The organism is Gilliamella sp. Choc6-1 (genome assembly GCF_001690385.1).
Lineage (GTDB): Bacteria > Pseudomonadota > Gammaproteobacteria > Enterobacterales > Orbaceae > Gilliamella > Gilliamella apicola_A.
In genome coordinates this window covers 44,199-62,266 of sequence record NZ_LZHI01000031.1, presented here as the reverse complement: position 1 = coordinate 62,266, position 18,068 = coordinate 44,199, and the positions used below count along the sequence as shown (strand labels likewise).

Sequence of the window (18,068 nt, the reverse complement as noted above, 5' to 3'; positions counted from 1 at the left end):
ATCGGATTGAATGATAGGGTTTGTGATTGGCAAATCATCCAATGGGTGTTCGGTTGAAATATTGATATTGCCTTTTTCTTTACCATCGTTGATGATATCTTCAAGTGAATTATCTAGATGTTTTTCCGTTTTGACTTCGGTTACAATCGGATTAACAATGTGCCCTACGCTAATTTTTTCTTCTTCTCGCTGCTGCAAGTCAATTTGGGTTTTATCCACATTGGTGTGGGACTCTATTTTGGCATGCTCAAGATCGATAGTGGTGATGAATTGGTTTTTATAGTCGCTCGATTTTGCTCTTTTTTTATATACAGCTTTCCCTTTTTTTGTCTCTTTTTTTCGGTAATGATAAATTGCATTACCAGTATCGGAAACGGTGCGCTGACCTTTTAATGAGTGATTATTGAGTGTGCCGGTCATAATGTCTAGGGCATTACCGGCAACAATTTTGCTATTATCATTCTCTAAATGGTCAGATTGTATACGTAAATCTTTACCAGAGATGATTTCTGCAGGCGCGGTACTTTTGATTTTAGTTTCATAAATATTTCTTGTGTAATCATATTCGTAATACTTATGAGTGGAATCAAAAGCACCATTATTTGAATGCAAAACAGGGTAGTTGTGCTGTTTTTTAGGGCTAGTACGAATGCTGACTTCATCGGGTTTATATCGCCTTGCATCACCGAGTGGGGAATATTCAACAATATGTTGACTATCGACTAAGACCTCTTCGGTTTCAATATGGTCATTAATGTTGTTAATGCGGTTAACTTTTAAGACCATATCGTCAGCCGCTTCAATCCGTGCTGAGTGGTTGTTTAATGTTTGCCCCTCAATGTACATATTCCCTAAGCTGAGTATCAAGGCGTGGTTGGTATTATTTAACGTGTTGACATCTAATAAAAGTCCTTCTCTTGCCGCAATGGTTGGTGCAATGGGGCTTTTTAACGAAGGGGTAAAGTTGTTCACTTCATAAGCTTTGATAGAAATCCAATCCCCGTATAAACGTGCACCATTTAGATTGTCAAAACGCTGCCAAGCGTTCAAATTGACCTCACCGCCATCAATAATCCCTTTATTTTCCAATAAACGACTATTGGTGTTGATTTCTTCGGATTCGATAATGCCCTTTTCTGTGTTTTTAATTTTATCACTCTTAAGGGTAATGGCTTGACCTGATGAGATTTTGCCGTCATTGGTAATGTGACTTGCGTTGATGAAAATATCTTTATTGGCTAGCAAGCTGTTTTTGTTATCAAACCCATGCGTTAAATTAAGCTCAATATTGTTTTCAGCAAGCAGTTCTCCATCGCCACTAAGTTGGTTGGCGTTAATGGCAATATCATTGGCTAGTAAACGGGCTTGACTGTTGGCTATTTTATCGGCTTGAATCTGTAATAACGTTTTGGCAATGATATCGGCTTGTTGGTTTTCAAGTGATTGTGTTTTTAGCTCAATTTTTCCTGCATTAAATTTAGCTTTCTGATTAGTAATGGTGTTTGCAATAATCTTTAATAAATTTGCTGTTTCAAGTTTGGACTGGCTATTATTAATCGAATCGGCTTCAATTAAAATGCCATTATTGGCCGTTGTTGTTGAGTGTTGATTATCAATAGCGCCATTGGACTGCAATTGAATTTGTTGCATCGCTATGAGCTTGGCATGATTATTGGTTAAATGATTTTTTGCATGTAATCGAATATCGCCTGTGCTTAATAATTTGGCTTGTCGGTTATCAATGATTTGCCCATCTAAGGTAACATTACCTTTAGCTTGAATATCAGCAGACTGATTATTGATATGATTTGCTTGGATTGTTAGGTCGCTTTCTGCGACCAATTGTGCTTGGTGATTATTCACATCATTGGCTGTGATTGCCAATAAGCCCTTACTGCTTAATTCGGCGTCTTCATTATTTAAAGAATCGGCATGAATGATGAGACCATCTTGCCCTGAGATAATCGTTGCATGTTGGTTGGCTAAATTAACCTTAATATCCATTTGTATGCCTTGTTTGGCTTGTAAGGCGGTATTGTGGTTATCAAGGTTATTGGCGTGGATCGTAATGTGTTTATCAGCTAGCCATAAAGCGTTTTGATTATTTATTTCATCGCTATTGGCAGTGATATTTTGCTTAGCGGATAATGTGCTATTTTGATTGTTCGTTTTATTGGCTTCAATGCGTATCGAATCATTAGTAATTAATGTCGCTGATTGATTATCAAATACAGTACTTTGAATATCAATGCCTTTTTCTGCATTAAAATAAGCAGATTGGTTAGCTAATTTTTTAGTTGTTAGTGATAATTGACCGCCCGATATCAAGGTTGCTTCATTATTATTTAAATTATCGGCTTTGACGGTAATACCATTATCGGCTTTGAATACAGATGAATGATTATCAATGTCATCACTATCAATAATAATGGCATTTTGACTAACCCATTTGACCGATGCGCTATTAAGCTTTTTGGCTTTTATGCGAATATTATCCTCAGCTTTTAATATGGATGACTGGCTATTAAGTTCATCAGCATTAAGGGTGACTTCGTTACCTGCTACCAATAAGTTATTTTGATTATTAATTTGCTTGGCAGCCATAGTGATTTTATTTTGCGTTCGAATATCAGCGTTTTGATTATCTAATTGCTCATCCGCATTAAATGCAACATCGCCTGTCGCAATTATGGTGCTATGTTGGTTATCAATGGTTTTACCTTGCATAGTCAGGTCATGACCAGACTTGATTTTCGAACGTTGATTATTAACTAACTGTGACTCAAGCTTCAGTTTATCACCGGAAATGAGAGTTGCATCCGCATTGTCCAATTTATTGGTCGCTATTATAGATAGCGCCTTACCCGATTGTATGGCTAAATGACGGTTATCAATGTTTTTACCTTCAATATTTATCAAACGCTGGCTAATGATTTGTGCATTTTGGTTATCAATATCGTCAGCCTGAATATGAATGTCTGCTTGTGCATTGATTTGGGTGTTTTGGTTATTGACCTTGTTTGACGCTAATTCAATAGTTCCGTAACTGAGCAATTTGCTGCTATGGTTATTTAAATTAGGCGCTTTAAAATAAATATTTTTGTAACTGGATATTGATGAATTCTGATTATTAATCGTTTGTGCATTAGCACTAATATTGCCTTCACTAATCCATTTTGCGTTGTTATTCTCTAATTGTGAAGTTGCTGTAACGGCGATGTCATCTTTTGCACTTAAGGTTGCTTCATTTAATTTAACTGTGTTTGCTTCAATGGTTGACTGTTTTTCACTCACCATTAAGCCATTCGTGGCATCAATATAATCTGATGCGTTAAGTTTTATATTCCCTTTTGCTTTAATTTTTGATTTTTGCGCATCAATATGCGAACTTGTAATATGGATATCATTATTGCTAACTAATACGCCCTCATTAACCCATAGTTGCTCAGCTGTTATCGCTATGCGATCGCTAGCGCTGAGCTCGGCATTATTATTATTTATATTTTTACCTTGCAGTGTTAAGCCAGAATTAGTTAATAATTGTGCGGATTGATTGTTTTGTTCGGCTGAATTAATTAACAAATACCCATTAGACTTTAATTCTGCAGATTGGTTATTAACCTGTTGCCCATTAATAGCGATATTATGCAGTGCGGTAAATTTTGCATATTGGTTAAGGAGTTTTTTAACTTTGATATTAATTGTTTTTTCAGAAAGAAATGTCGACGAATGATTATCAACTAGCTCACTGTTAATATTAATATCACCTTTTGCGCTTAACGCCGCTTTTTGGTTATTCATTTGATTAGCGTGGATGGTCAACGTATCTTCTGTTAATAACTCAGCTTGTTGATTATCAAAAAGATGACTATCAATAGTTAAATATTTTTTTGATTGCAGTGTTGATTTTCTGTTTTCTAATGTATTGGCCTTTATTTGCAAATGATCATTACTTATTAGTGATGATTCATTATTCTTTATATCTGCCCCCTGAAGATTAATGGTCCCTTTGGCTAGTAAGATGGCATTATTGTTGTTGATTAATTGATTAGCATTAAAATTAATTGCATTGCCTGCATTAAGTTTTGTTTGTGCGTTATTTATTTTATTAGCGTTAAATACGATATTTTCATCAGCCAGTATAATCGCTTGGTGGTTATCTATTATGTTTGCCTTAGCAGAGTATGTTGCATTGGTTTTAGCTTGTAAATAATGACTATCAATCAGATTATTAGCATTTAAATTGATACTTTCTTTGCTATTAATTTTGGCTGCATTGAGGTTGATATTTTCAGCTGTCACCGTCATAGATTTAGCACTATTTTGGCTGCTTGCAAGGTCAACATTTTGTTGCGCATTTACGATAATATGTTGACCTGCTAAATTTTTGCCTGTTAATAAAATATTCTTGGCCGTGGCGGCAATATTACCTTGTTTAGTTAACAGTCCTTGTTCGTCAACGCCCGCAGCAACCGTACTGTTTTTATTGCTATTTATTGTTGAGGCCTTAAGCTCGACATTATTTTGAGCAATTAATGAGCCCTCATTAGTAATCGATTTTTGGGCGTTTAATTGAATATTTTGTTGGCTGTAAATGTGCTTGTTGTTACTGATGGTGTGTTGGCTACTTAAGTTGATATCACCTTTAGCTTGTAATGCCCCTGTATTTTTGATTTTGCCATCAGCACTGATAATAAGGTTGCCTATGCTTGCCCTTAGCGCCCCAGCATTATGCACCCCAACTCCTTTTTCTGTCCCAACCAGCCGGATTTTACCTGCATACATACCACCAAGCGCCGAAACATCCAAGGCTACTTCGGGTTTTGCGTTACCATTTTCCGCCAATGCAGTTACCGTTTGTGTGTCAAGGCTTACTTTGTTTCGTCCTGCTATCACATTTAAATCATTTGCCCATACTGCTGAGTTTATTGATACCGAATGAGCTATTAAATCCGTATAACTTTGTCTTGAACTGTCTAGCCCTTTTCCTGTTACTGCAATATGGCCTTGCTCTACTTGATACCCCGTTAAATCATTATTTTCAATTATCGGTTTTCCTGTCGTTAGCGTACTGCGACTAGCATTGATAAAACCACAGCCATTACAGGTGATGCCAGATGGATTAGCTATCACCACTTGTGCCTTTTGTCCCGCAACTTCAATCACGCCATTTAATTGACTTGGGTTGCGTGAGTTAACTTCATTTAAAATGATTCTAGCAGGCCCAGAGGTTTTTAAAAATTCGTTACCTTGCACGTATCCGGCTAGCTGTGTTTGATTGATTTTTCTGCTGTTATTTAAGATTACGCCACGCTGTGAAACATCAAATTGGATGTATTTATTATGTGATATTCCCTTGCTATTTGGCGTTTGTATATTGATTTGGGTTACACCATTAGCCGTTGCGGTAACTTGTGCTTGTTGCTTTTTATTTGCTTGTGGATCGGCAATAATATAGCTGCCATAAGCCGGCAAGCTAATGCTGACAAAGCTTAATGAGATAGACATTAAAAAGGCAATAGGTTTTAGCTGAGCAAAAACTGTTTGATGTGGATGTTGACCGGTCGATGTCGTTTTTTCATTGCCGGTTGGTGTTTTTGCAATGTCAGCAACCACCATTTGCATGCCACGTTTCTTATTAAAAATAACACGATATAAGTTTTTGTTCATAGTTATATATTCCTTATTTAACGGCTTTCTTTTCTTTACTACCTGAATATTTAAATAAATGTTGTGAAAAGGAAGGATTAAAAATTCCAGTTTAGTGAAAAGCCTAATGCTAATGGATTAGTTTTAAACCCTTTGGGTTTTCGAATTGGAGTGCCTGCAAATAGATCGTAGTACATACCATAATTACTACCACGTAGACCTATTACGCTACCGGTTAGATGCCGACCAAGTAAGTATTCACTAGCTTTTCCTGAAACGCCACCTGTGTCAATGCCTAAATAGACTTCATGGTTATAAGGAGCCAGCCAGCTAAGTTCATTACGAACATACCAACCTCGGTCTGCTTTTAAAGTTAATTCTCCGTCAAAGCCACGCACGCTCCAACGCCCACCAATAGAAAACTGATCCGGCGAGGTTAGATGCCCTTTTCGTGTGTACTGTCCTTGATAATCCAAACGGTAATAAAACTGTTGTTCCGCCAGTCTAAAAGGAATGTTGGATGAAAAGTTAAATTGCAGTATCTCAGCTAGGGCTGTAGCGTAATCTTCAGTATCATATTCCTCTGGAGCTTTTTCTGCATTGAACCAACGCACCCCTTTTTGGAAGGTGAAACCTGCATCTAATGTAATATCGTCAATATAGTGTCGATGTTGTAGACCTATATGCCAATAGGTGGTTTTTCGGCGTTGAATTTCAATTTCAGTGTCATCAATATAGTTATGTGATTGTCGCAGTGTAATACCATAACTTAAGGTTGTTTTTTGTGATTCGTTACGGTGAATAACTCGACTTAACTGTATGTTTACGTTTCGGCTTCGACCGCTGTATTTGTAATCGACTTCTTGTCCTGCGACATTTTGATGATATTTGTTGCCGGATATTGAAGTATTTAATAGCCAATAACCAAAAGGTATTGAATAGGATATTAAATAGTTGCGTGAACCATACTTTGATTTGCCATTTAAATCGTGACCACCTGATAAATAAAAAGAATCACTTAACGAAAGTAAATTATCTAAATATAAGGTGACTCCACCTTGATCTCTTCCTGTCGTTTTGGTGCCTGAATCATCAAGCGATAGTCCTAATCGCCACATTTTTGATTGTTCACGATTTATCACAATATCGCTTTCACCAGGTCTATCGCCGGGAATAAGTTGCATTTGAGCATTAACAGTAGGTAAGCGCTGTAAATTTTCAAGCCCTTGTTCTATATCGCGTAAATTTAGAGTATGACCTTCGTGAGCAGGAATAGCGGTAAATAGTTGGGCGTATTTATCGCTCTTATTATCATAATAAATATGTCTAATCTTACCTTCGACGAGTAAAAGTTTTAGATTACCACTTGTTATATCTTGTTCGGGTACCACTAATCGAGTGGTAATATAGCCATAACTAATTAATCGATCTTGTATGGCACTCATTAAGAGGTTAATCCCTTGTGCACCTAGACAGTGTTGTTCGGCTTGTTGGGCTAATTTATTTAAAGGAATGTACCAAGGTAATTTATCGCGATCAATTAATTCAACATGGTTAATATTGAAGCATAAATCTTCAGTCGGAAAGTTAAGCTCATTTACACTAGTTGTTGGGGATAATAAGCGGATATTAGGCGATTCTGGCGTTAATGTTTCTTGCAAGGCTTTTTCTCGTTCTTGCTGGCGAATAAGTTGCTGGTCATTTAGAGTTTGTGGTGCTGGTGGTAATGCAGCAAACAAAAACGTAGGGGACAAAATTAGAAGTATAGATAGTTGTAATTTAATCTTCGATAACAGCTTCATAACAAATTATAATAACGCTTACATAAAATTTACGATTACTATATTAATGTATAACTGGAGCAATTGTCTACATTTATTTTATAAAAAATAAACAAAACAAGGTTGCAATTTACACTTTGTGATTTAGGTGATGTACCTCTATGTTTTTCTATATAAAAATAATGAGCAATAGAAAAAATTAAGCTAGTTATTTTGGTTGTTCTAATTTTTATCTTTTCAATAAAATAATACAAATCTTTAAACGTTATGTTTTTTACCTATCAATGCCAACATAAGCTAGTAAAGATAAGACAAAAGTTTTATACTAGTAACGTCTTTTAGTATGACAAGTGCCATACTAGCCTACTTCGTTCTTTAACATCATCAATTGGAAGAAAATTATGCATCCGATGCTTAATATTGCTATTCGTGCTGCTCGTAAAGCAGGTAATGTAACCATCAAGGCTTATGAAAACCCTAGTTCAATCGAAATCGAAACCAAAGGCGCTAATGATTTTGCCACTAATACCGATCGTGCGGCTGAAGCTTTGATTATTGAAACAATTAAAAAAGCTTATCCTGACCATACTATCATTGCCGAAGAAAGCGGCTTAGCTAAAGGTAATGATGCCGATACTCAGTGGATAATTGACCCAATTGATGGTACGACCAATTTTATTAAAAATATCCCTCATTTTGCAGTGTCTATCGCAGCTCGTGTTAAAGGTAAGACCGAAATTGCTGTTGTTTATAATCCAATGAGTAATGAGCTGTTTACGGCTGCTCGTGGTAAAGGCGCTCAACTTAATGGTTATCGTATTCGAGTGAGTAATGCGAAAGATTTAGACGGTAGCGTGCTGGCAATGGCTTTTCCGTTTAAAGCTAAACAATATAGCGATAGTTATTTTGGCGTATTACAAAAATTATTTGTTAGATGTGGCGATTTTCGTCGTACTGGTTCTGCCGCTTTAGATCTTGCCTATGTTGCTGCAGGTCGTTTAGATGGCTTTTTTGAAATTGGCTTAAAACCATGGGATATTGCTGGCGGTGAGTTGATTTTGCGTGAGGCAGGTGGCGTTATTACCGATTTTGCAGGTGGCAATAATTATATGGTTTCGGGTAATATTGTTGCGGGTAATCCTAGAATTGTTAAGGATTTATTAGTTTCTACACAAAATGTGTGGCCCGAAAAATTGCGTAACTAACTCTATCTTTTTTATTTCCTTTTATTTTGATCGCAAGTTAAACTCTTGCGATCTGTCTAGTATTTTTCTGCATTGTTATTAATTTTGAGTATATACTAATCAATAATGGTATAAAAATTAAGGCTGCATTTTATGAAGACAATACAATATGATCTTAATATTGAAGGAATGAGTTGTGCCTCTTGTGTTAGTCGTGTAGAAAAAGCAATTAAAAAAGTTGATGGTGTGATTGATGTCAGTGTTAATCTGGCAACTGAGAAAGCAACTATTAATGCAGATCCCCATGTTAAACTTGAAGCATTGATGTCTGCGGTTGATAAAGCAGGCTATCGTGCTATTAAAATTTCAGATCAACAATCAGGTACAAAGAAAGTTAAAAAACAAGCACCTATTTGGCCGATTGTGATTTCTGTTATTTTAGCCATTCCTTTTGTGTTACCTATGTTATTACAACCTTTTGGGTTTCATTTGATGATGCCAGCTTGGTTACAACTGGTTATTGCATCTATTGTGCAATTTGGACTTGGTGCTAAATTTTATCGAAGCGGTTTTAATGCGGCTAAAGCGTTGTCGGGTAATATGGATTTATTAGTGGTCATTGGTACTAGTGCGGCATATGGGTTATCGGTTTATCAATTTATAATGGGCAATGATGAGCATCTTTATTTTGAATCATCAGTTATTATTATTACCTTAATTTTGCTTGGTAAGTGGTTAGAATCAAGAGCTAAACATCAAACCAAACAAGCCATTGAATCTCTGTCTGCGCTACGTCCTGATGTTGCTTTAGTAAGGCGTGATAATCAAGAAGTAAGTTTACCTATTAACCAAGTTAAAGTGGATGATATTGTTATTATTAAGCCTGGAGAGCGCATTCCCGTTGATGGCGTTGTGATTGAAGGTGAATCTAGTAGTGATGAATCAATGCTGACAGGTGAGAGTTTTCCGGTAAGTAAAACCGTTAATGATGTTGTTACTGGCGGTACGATTAATGGCGAAGGGGTACTTATCGTTAAAACCACAGCGATTCAAGCGGATTCTACTTTATCCAAAATTATTGAAATGGTTGAATCTGCTCAGGCTAAGAAAGCACCAATCCAACGAGTTGTTGATCGCATCAGCGCTATTTTTGTGCCAGTGATTTTATTGATTGCATTTGTTACGTTATTGGCTTGGGGTGTGATATCGCATGATTGGCAACAAGCATTACTTCATGCGGTGGCTGTGTTAGTGATTGCTTGCCCTTGTGCATTAGGCTTGGCAACACCAACAGCAATTATGGTTGGTACAGGAGTGGCTGCTCGTCATGGCATTTTAATTAAAGACGCCGAGGCATTAGAAACACTGCATAATATTAATATGGTTGCATTTGATAAAACAGGCACATTAACCATTGGTAAACCTGAATTAGTGGAAATGGATGTTATGGGTAGCGAGACGCCCGATCAAATTTTATCGCTCGCTGCATCATTACAATCAGGTAGTGAGCATCCACTTGCTAAAGCTGTTTTAAATAAAGCTAAAGAGTATCGTTATGCTCAAAATATTACTTCGGTAGCTGGTTCAGGGGTTATGGCAACCGTTGATAATACCGAATATTATTTAGGTAGTTTGCGTTGGATGAAATCACTAAGTGCTTATTTTGTTGGCATGGACGATAAAATTAATCAGTTATCGAGTAAAGGTTATACCATTTCATTTTTAGCGAAACAGCAATCAGAAGGTAATGTAGTGATATTAGCACTCTTAGGTTTTGCCGATGTAATAAAAGAGGAAGCCAAAAAAGCTATTCAAGCATTGCATCAGTTAAATGTAAAAACCGTTATGTTAACTGGGGATAATCAGAAAGCAGCTAATTATGTTGGTCAGCAGTTAAGCTTAGATAAGGTTATTGCTGAAGTATTACCACAAGATAAAGCAAACTATATTTATCAGCTACAACAAAGTGAAGATATAACTGGCAATAAGACAGTCGCAATGGTAGGAGATGGTATTAATGATGCTCCAGCCTTGGCGGCTGCCGATATTGGTATTGCTATGGGCACAGGTACTGATGTGGCTATGCATGCAGCAAGTATTACTCTAATGCGTGGTAATCTGTTTTTGATTGCTGATGCGATTGATATTTCGCGCCGAACCTATAATAAAATTAAACAAAATCTATTTTGGGCATTTTTCTATAATTTAATCGGTATTCCGCTAGCAGCATTGGGATTTTTAAATCCAATGATAGCTGGTGCCGCTATGGCGTTAAGTAGTGTTAGCGTTGTAACCAATGCACTTTTACTTAAACGTTGGAAGGTTAGATCATAAATTATAATAATTGAAAAATTTTAATTAAGGAGGCGAATTTGCCTCCTTATTTATTTTGGTTTAACGTTAGGTGGTTAGTTTAAAACCGATTTGTGAACCTAGCCCTTGTTTAGTAACAAAAATGCCTACAGCACAGATAAGTTGTTCATTATAATAAATCAAAGGAATACGTGTTCGCATCCAAGGTGGAATATTATATTCTTGCCAGAGTTTTTTTATTGCTCTTGAGCCTTGTCTATTCACAATTTGCAATTTCCCTTGAGCATGGAATCGTACGGTGACTTTTTCGTCTGCTTGTGGTGAGCGGCAGGATAAATTCGTTTGATTATTCACCTGTAATTGTCCGACTTTATCAGGTAGGTCTAATGGTAAGGTCAAGTCCCAATTTAGAACTTGCTGTTCAATATTTTGATATAGTGGTAATAGATAAAGCTGATTTTGATAACGACGAATTTGTTGGTTATGTAATATAAATTGGGGGTTAGCATCTTCTTTAGCTAAAGCAACAGTTTGCCAAATTAAAGCTAGTTGCTGTTGGCTTGGCATGCTGATTTGTTGAGAGCGAAACCACATGCGTAAAATGGCGTTACGTTTATATTCTGAATAGTCAAATAATGGTGTTAGACATAGCAGCCCTTGCTCTGTAGTGATTTGTTTAAAATCAGCTAAAAGCAGTTCGTTAAGTAGTGCTTCTTGTTGCTGGCATAATTCAGCACTACGTGCCACCATTTGCGAAAAGTGTGGCCAACGTGTATTTAGTGTAGGTAATATATTTAAGCGTAAAAAATTACGGTCATAGTAATCATCTTGGTTACTTTCATCTTCTATCCAAGTTAGCTGATGATATTGGGCATATTCTTCAATTTGTGTACGTGAAATAGTTAATAATGGGCGAAGATGTTGTCCGTTTTCTTGGGGCATGGCAGCTAATCCTGTTGGACCACTGCCACGTTTTAGAGCTAAAAAAAATGTTTCACACTGATCATTTAAATGTTGTGCTGTACATAAGAATTCATTCTCTTTTAAGTGACAATAAATAGCATGATAACGAGCGTTTCTAGCTTGCTCTTCAATATTGCCCGCTTGGCGATTGATCTTTACCTTTTCAATTATTAATGGTACTTGCCATGTTTGACATTGTTGTTGGCAATGAGTGCCCCAATAATCCGCATTTTTGCTTAAGCCGTGATGAATATAAATAGCGCGAAGTTGTAAATCAGGTAATTGCTGTTGTTTGATTTTGACTAGTGCATGTAATAATACCGATGAATCTACACCGCCACTATAAGCAACCAGTAAAATACGGCGGCTTTTTACACTGTGTAAAATTGCCTTTTTGATCGTTTTATCAATTGCTAATTGGTGATAATTATTCATTTCTATCTGCCTATACTAATGATTGCAGGGCGTTAGTTTTATTTTTATGTAAATTAATACGATCTAATCCAGCAGATAAATCTGCAATTAAATCATTAGGATCTTCAAGGCCAATATGTAATCGAATTAATGTTCCTTGAAAATTTACTCCTGATATGGGTCTAATTTTGATTAATTCTTCAGGCTGATTTGCCAAAATTAGTGACTCAAATCCTCCCCATGAATAAGCCATTGAAAAGTGAGTCAAATTATCCAGCAGATCTGATAATTGGACATCAGTTAGGCGATCTTTCAGTACAAACGAAAATAGACCACTAGCACCGGTAAAGTCGCGTTGAAAAAATTCATGACCCTTACAACTTGTTAATGCAGGATGATTAACAGTAGCAACTTTAGGATGATTAGCTAACCATTTAGCAATTTTTATGCCACTTTTGTGGTGTTGTTTTAGTCTTACTGCTAATGTACGTAAACCACGAGCAGCCATATAGGCAGTATCTGCGTCACACATTTGTCCCATTAAATAAGAACGCTCACGCAGGGTGTCCCAACAACGTTCATTGGCAACAGCAGTACCTAACATCGCATCGGAATGCCCTACTAAATATTTTGTGCCAGATTGGATTGAAATATCAATACCATGATCTAAAGCTTTAAATAACACACCAGCGCTCCAAGTATTATCCATCATAATAATAATTTCAGGGTTGACACTGCGAATGGCTTTAACAATAGAAGGGACATCATGCACTTCCATAGTAATTGAGCTTGGTGATTCTAAAAAAACAACTTTGGTGTTGGGTTTAATCTGCTTAGTAATATATTGACCAATTAATGGTGAAAAGTAGTTAGTTTTGATCCCCAAATCATTTAAAATATGCCGACAAAATTCTTGGGTTGGTTCGTATGCTGCTTCAGACACTAAAATATGATCGCCTGCTTTAACAAATGCTAAAATAGCGTTAGCTATGGCTGCTGCACCACAAGGGTAAAGATAGCAACCAGCACCACCTTCAATTTCGATCATAGCATCTTGTAACGCAAAGTGAGTTAGCGTACCACGCCGCCCATAAAAGAGCGAACCATTAGTTCGGTTTTCAGTGGCTTCTTTTTTTGCCGCAACATGATCAAAAACTAGCGATGAGGCTCGTTGAATCACTGAATTGACGGCGCCTTGTGTATAACGCTTTTTACGCCCTGCATTAACCAACTTTGTTAATAATGACATGATGATTCCTTTTGCGACTTTATAAATTTTAATAACAGTTAGCATAGCATGCTGTTAAAATAGTAAAAAATAATTTTTATTCATAATGATTAACCCATAATGCTGATAGTGCAAATAGCCAATTTAAATACTGCAACAGTGAATTATTCACTGCTGCCAAAACAACTTCTTGAGGATGCCAAACAATTAAATGAGTCACGTCGTAAACAATTTTTAGTTTGCCGTTCAATTCTTGCTAGTTTGTTAAAACAGTATTGTAATATTGAAATATTACCTAAAATAATAATTGGCGATAATAGTCGCCCCTGTTTTTTCGAATATTCTTTGCCCGATTTTAATATCAGTCATAGCCAAGATCATGTAGCTGTGGCGATCTCGTTAGCAGGCAAGGTGGGGGTAGATATCGAAGTGGCTCGTCCACGTAGAAATTATCTAAATGTTGCTAAACACTTTTTTGCGGATTCTGAGTATCAATGGATGATTAAACAAGGTGATTCTCTAAAGGCTTTTTGGCAGCTTTGGACATTGAAGGAATCTGCATTAAAGCTATATGCTAAAGGTGTTTGGCAAATTAAGTCGGTTAATGTCGATTTAGATAACGGTATGATCAGTGCGCCTTTTGCTAACCATTTTTATTTTCAATATCAACAAATTGATGATATCCACCTTGCGGTTAATTGTAATGTGCCGGTTACACAATTGAGGTTGCAATATTAAAGAATAGAGCATTGCCACACCATTAATGTGGCACATAGATACAATTTGTTGATTATTTGCTTGTACTAAGTAAGCCTGACTCGCTTAACGTTTTATTGAAGTCTTTGTCCATAAAGAATAGATCGCGTTTATTTTCGCCAACTAATTCTAGTTTATCGACAATACTTTTGAAGAGTTTTTCTTCTTCATGTTGTTCTGATACATACCATTGCAAAAAGTTAAACGTCGAAAAATCTTTTTGTGTTAAAGCATAATCAACCAACCCATTAATTTCTTTAGTAATTTTTAGCTCATGCTTATAAGCAACTTGGAAAACTTCTAATAATGATTTAAATTTTGATTCTGGTGCATCAATTTTGCCGATCAGCGCTAATGCTCCACAATCTAAAACATAATTAAATAGTCGTTCCATATGTTGACGTTCTTCGCCAGCGTGATCTCTTAGAAATTTACCAAAAGAGGGAAAATTTTGATCATCGCACCATGCGCTCATTTGTAGATAAAGATTTGAAGAATAGAATTCTAAATTTAATTGGTCATTGAGTTTTTTGACCATTTCTTTTGTTAACATCTAACTTACCTCACATTGCTACTTTTATTATTTCACTTTTCATTCATTTTTTTGAAAAACCATCTTAAAATAAACCTAAGTTATTTACCTTCTTGATTTAAATTAAATAAATATCTTGTAGGGTTTTTCTATTGTTATTATCTAATTGATACTCTTTTGCTAGCCAATTATCTATGGTGTTATAACGTTGTTTGATTGCGGTAATGGCAGCGGTTAAATATTCTTTTTTAGCTGCAAAAATTATTTTTTGCTTTTCAAAGCCTTCAGGTGTTAACTTGCTTTTATACTGATTTAGTATTTTTTCACGAAAGTTGTGTAATACCTGTTCAGTGAGTAAATAATCTTGCATAACCTTTTCTTCACTAACACCTAAGGCAAATAACACAAGTGCCACACCAATACCTGTTCTATCCTTACCAACTGCACAATGTTGCACTAGTGGTTGTCCTTTTGAGTTTAATAGTATTGAAACCAAGTGTTGGTAAGCTGCATTATTAAAAGGTAATAATTGATAAAGTTTAATCATGAAATCATATGGCGACTGTTCCTTAAGTACAAAAGGATGCATTTCTAATTCTGTGGTTAAACTGGCGGTTACTTTATCATTTAATGGATTGGCAGGAACATTAATATAGTTGGCATTGTGCCATAAATTATCGGGAAAACGGGCTATTTCATCTTGATCTCGGTAATCTAAAATATAGTGTATTTTTAGTTCATTAGATAAAAATACTTGTTCGCTTGCTGTAATGCGCGAAAATTCACCTGAGCGGTACAATAAACCCGATCGTATTTGGCGTCCATCCATTGTTTTTATTCCACCCAAGTCACGAAAATTAACACCATTTTTTATTGGTACAATCGATGCCATTATTTACCCTTATTTATTATTAACTTTGCTTGCTATATTAACATGTTTCTGATTAGAATTAATTCATTGTTTTTGTTTTATCAATAATTAAGGTTATTACTATGTCAACGTTATCTATTTTACTTTCTGATAATCCTGCTCCAAAATACTGGGGGTTAGATGCGCTACTGAGCTTTTCGGATGATACTATAACGGTTCACTATAAATCAAAAAACCGTTTAAGTGCAATTCAACAAGCAGGGCGTAAGTTAGATAACTTAGGCATTAAATCTGTTAAATTAAAAGGCGAAGGTTGGAGTTTAGAAGAATGTTGGCATTTTTGGCTAGGTTACCGTAATGCCAAAAACAGTAACAAAGTTATGTGGGCAAAACTCAATAACAAAGATAAACAAGAATTGAAACACCGTTTGGCAATTATCGATTGGTGTCGTGATATTGTCAATCAACAAGCCGAAACATTAAGTCCAGTTGAATTGGCTACTCAAAGTGCTAAGTTAATTGGCTCATTTTCTGCTGATGTGACTTATAAAATCACTTCGGGTGAAGCGTTAAAAGAACATGGCTATATGGGGATTTATACGGTTGGTAAAGGGTCAGATAGACCAGCGGCTTTACTTGAACTTGATTATAATCCAACCCAAAATCCTGAATCGCCGATTATAGCCTGCCTAGTTGGTAAAGGTATTACCTTTGATTCAGGAGGATATAGCTTAAAACCAAGTAACTTTATGGAATCAATGCGCTCAGATATGGGAGGCGCTGCGCTAGCAACTAGTGCATTAGCATTAGCCATTGCTCGTGGTTTAAATCAACGTATCAAACTTTATTTATGTTGTGCGGATAATTTAGTCAGTGGCAATGCGTTCAAATTAGGCGATATTATTCGTTATCGTAATGGCAAAACGGTTGAGGTTGATAACACGGATGCAGAAGGTCGCCTAGTCTTAGCTGATGGTTTAATTTGTGCCGATAATGACAAGCCTCATTATATTATTGATTGCGCAACACTGACTGGAGCCGCTAAAATTGCAGTAGGGAATGATTATCAGTCATTGCTTTCGTTTGATGATAACTTTGCTAACCAATTGTTAGCTAGTAGCAATATTGAACATGAAGCATTTTGGCGCTTGCCTTTAGCTGAGTTTCATCGTTCGCAATTCCCATCTTCATTTGCTGATATGGCAAATTCAGGATTACCTAATACCGCAGGGGCAAGTACCGCTGCAGCTTTCTTATCATATTTTATTAAAAATTATCAACAAAATTGGCTACATATTGATTGTTCAGCAACATTCCGTAAAAGTGCTACTGCCTTGTGGGCAACAGGGGCAACAGGCATTGGGGTGAGGACAATTGCAAATTTATTAAATATATTAAAATAAATGCATTATTTTAACGAGTATTATTAATCCCAATTTTAGGTTATTTTATAAGATGAAATTTATAAACTATCAACTTATTTTGGGAGTTGTATTTTTTCCATATCCAGCTAAACCGAAAAGTTGAAATATTAATTAAATAAATTAATTAATAAAAGTCATTTTAATAATTTTTTTGAATAATTTTTAAATTTTTTGTATGCTTAAAGTGTTATTGTTTATTATTTACCACCTATTAATTTAGAAATATAAGGGAAGTTATGGAAAAAATATTATTTATTTTGTTAACTGCATTGTTTTCAACTGTGGCTTATGCCAGTGAGTGTGAAACCTTTTGGAAGCAAGAAAATTATGAGAAAGCTTTTTCTGCCTGTAAAGTGGAAGCTGAACAAGGTGATATGAAAGCTCAATTTAATTTGGCGGTTGCTTATGATGAAGCTAGAGGTACCAAAAAAGATCTTGGGCAAGCTCTATATTGGTACACTAAATCAGCAGAGCAAGGATTAGATGAGGCACAATATAATTTAGCGCTTATGTATGATGAAGGTGAAGGCATTGATGAAGATAATGAGAAAGCCGTATATTGGTACACTAAAGCTGCAGAACAAGGGTTAGCAGGAGCACAATATAATTTAGCGCTTATGTATGATGAAGATAATGAGAAAGCCGTATATTGGTATACTAAAGCTGCAGAACAAGGGTTATCGGAAGCACAATATAATTTAGCGCTTATGTATGATGAAGGTGATGGTGTCGAGAAAAATAAAGAAATGGCTATATCTTGGTATAAGAAAGCTGCTGCTCAAAATAATGCACAAGCATTAAATAATTTAGGCGCAATATATTATAATGCCCAAGGCGTAGAAAAAAATAAAGTGTTGGCCAGAAAGTATTTTAAACAAGCTTGTACACTCGGTTTAGAAGACGCCTGTGATAATTATAAACTTAGATAAATAAATAGATTCAAGTTGAACTGT

11 protein-coding genes are annotated in these 18,068 nt (G+C 35.9%); 5 read left to right on the top strand and 6 right to left on the bottom strand.

Going from position 1 to position 18,068, the window contains the following annotated elements; all coding sequences use genetic code 11:
• A partial coding sequence (locus A9G36_RS04720; protein WP_141670624.1) for a two-partner secretion domain-containing protein occupies window positions 1-5,670 on the bottom strand: 5,670 nt, incomplete at its 3' end.
• Window positions 5,671-5,747: 77 nt separating this feature from the next.
• Window positions 5,748-7,451 (bottom strand): ShlB/FhaC/HecB family hemolysin secretion/activation protein, encoded by a 1,704-nt coding sequence (locus A9G36_RS04715; protein WP_065574082.1) that lies wholly within the window; start codon window positions 7,449-7,451, stop codon window positions 5,748-5,750.
• 380 nt (window positions 7,452-7,831) lie between these two features.
• Between A9G36_RS04715 and suhB the strand changes: the two genes are divergently transcribed.
• On the top strand, window positions 7,832-8,635 hold the full coding sequence (gene suhB / locus A9G36_RS04710) for an inositol-1-monophosphatase (protein WP_065574083.1): 804 nt from the start codon (window positions 7,832-7,834) through the stop codon (window positions 8,633-8,635).
• A 132-nt stretch (window positions 8,636-8,767) separates the two neighbouring features.
• Window positions 8,768-10,948: a heavy metal translocating P-type ATPase gene (locus A9G36_RS04705; RefSeq protein WP_065585461.1), complete on the top strand. Its 2,181-nt coding sequence runs from the start codon at window positions 8,768-8,770 to the stop codon at window positions 10,946-10,948.
• A gap of 66 nt (window positions 10,949-11,014) precedes the next feature.
• Here A9G36_RS04705 and tilS read toward each other — a convergent pair whose 3' ends face one another.
• Window positions 11,015-12,325, bottom strand: a complete 1,311-nt coding sequence (gene tilS, locus A9G36_RS04700; RefSeq protein ID WP_065574085.1) for a tRNA lysidine(34) synthetase TilS — start codon at window positions 12,323-12,325, stop codon at window positions 11,015-11,017.
• Window positions 12,326-12,335: 10 nt separating this feature from the next.
• On the bottom strand, window positions 12,336-13,553 hold the full coding sequence (metC, locus tag A9G36_RS04695) for a cystathionine beta-lyase (protein ID WP_051825432.1): 1,218 nt from the start codon (window positions 13,551-13,553) through the stop codon (window positions 12,336-12,338).
• Window positions 13,554-13,652: 99 nt separating this feature from the next.
• Between metC and A9G36_RS04690 the strand changes: the two genes are divergently transcribed.
• The gene (locus A9G36_RS04690; protein WP_034947922.1) at window positions 13,653-14,270 is read left to right on the top strand and encodes a 4'-phosphopantetheinyl transferase family protein; all 618 of its coding nucleotides are present in this window, start codon (window positions 13,653-13,655) and stop codon (window positions 14,268-14,270) included.
• Window positions 14,271-14,322: 52 nt separating this feature from the next.
• On the opposite strand, the gene ftnA is transcribed toward A9G36_RS04690, so the two are convergent.
• Both ftnA and A9G36_RS04680 read right to left on the bottom strand, forming a co-directional pair.
• Window positions 14,323-14,841: a non-heme ferritin gene (ftnA, locus tag A9G36_RS04685; RefSeq protein WP_034947947.1), complete on the bottom strand. Its 519-nt coding sequence runs from the start codon at window positions 14,839-14,841 to the stop codon at window positions 14,323-14,325.
• 97 nt (window positions 14,842-14,938) lie between these two features.
• A complete protein-coding gene (locus A9G36_RS04680; protein WP_065569205.1) occupies window positions 14,939-15,712 on the bottom strand; it encodes a tyrosine-protein phosphatase in 774 nt (257 codons plus the stop codon).
• A 95-nt stretch (window positions 15,713-15,807) separates the two neighbouring features.
• On the opposite strand from A9G36_RS04680, the gene pepB reads away from it, so the two are divergent.
• Complete coding sequence (gene pepB / locus A9G36_RS04675; protein WP_065569206.1) at window positions 15,808-17,094, top strand: aminopeptidase PepB; 1,287 nt, start codon at window positions 15,808-15,810, stop codon at window positions 17,092-17,094.
• A gap of 257 nt (window positions 17,095-17,351) precedes the next feature.
• Window positions 17,352-18,044, top strand: a complete 693-nt coding sequence (locus A9G36_RS04670) for a tetratricopeptide repeat protein (RefSeq protein WP_065585460.1) — start codon at window positions 17,352-17,354, stop codon at window positions 18,042-18,044.
• Window positions 18,045-18,068: the final 24 nt, after the last annotated feature.

Excerpts from the sequence above, each read along its gene's own strand:
- A9G36_RS04715 (WP_065574082.1), bottom strand. The coding sequence starts at position 7,451 with ATGAAGCTGTTATCGAAGATTAAATTACAACTATCTATACTTCTAATT.
- suhB (WP_065574083.1), top strand. The coding sequence starts at position 7,832 with ATGCATCCGATGCTTAATATTGCTATTCGTGCTGCTCGTAAAGCAGGT.
- A9G36_RS04705 (WP_065585461.1), top strand. The coding sequence starts at position 8,768 with ATGAAGACAATACAATATGATCTTAATATTGAAGGAATGAGTTGTGCC.
- tilS (WP_065574085.1), bottom strand. The coding sequence starts at position 12,325 with ATGAATAATTATCACCAATTAGCAATTGATAAAACGATCAAAAAGGCA.
- metC (WP_051825432.1), bottom strand. The coding sequence starts at position 13,553 with ATGTCATTATTAACAAAGTTGGTTAATGCAGGGCGTAAAAAGCGTTAT.
- A9G36_RS04690 (WP_034947922.1), top strand. The coding sequence starts at position 13,653 with ATGCTGATAGTGCAAATAGCCAATTTAAATACTGCAACAGTGAATTAT.
- ftnA (WP_034947947.1), bottom strand. The coding sequence starts at position 14,841 with ATGTTAACAAAAGAAATGGTCAAAAAACTCAATGACCAATTAAATTTA.
- A9G36_RS04680 (WP_065569205.1), bottom strand. The coding sequence starts at position 15,712 with ATGGCATCGATTGTACCAATAAAAAATGGTGTTAATTTTCGTGACTTG.
- A9G36_RS04670 (WP_065585460.1), top strand. The coding sequence starts at position 17,352 with ATGGAAAAAATATTATTTATTTTGTTAACTGCATTGTTTTCAACTGTG.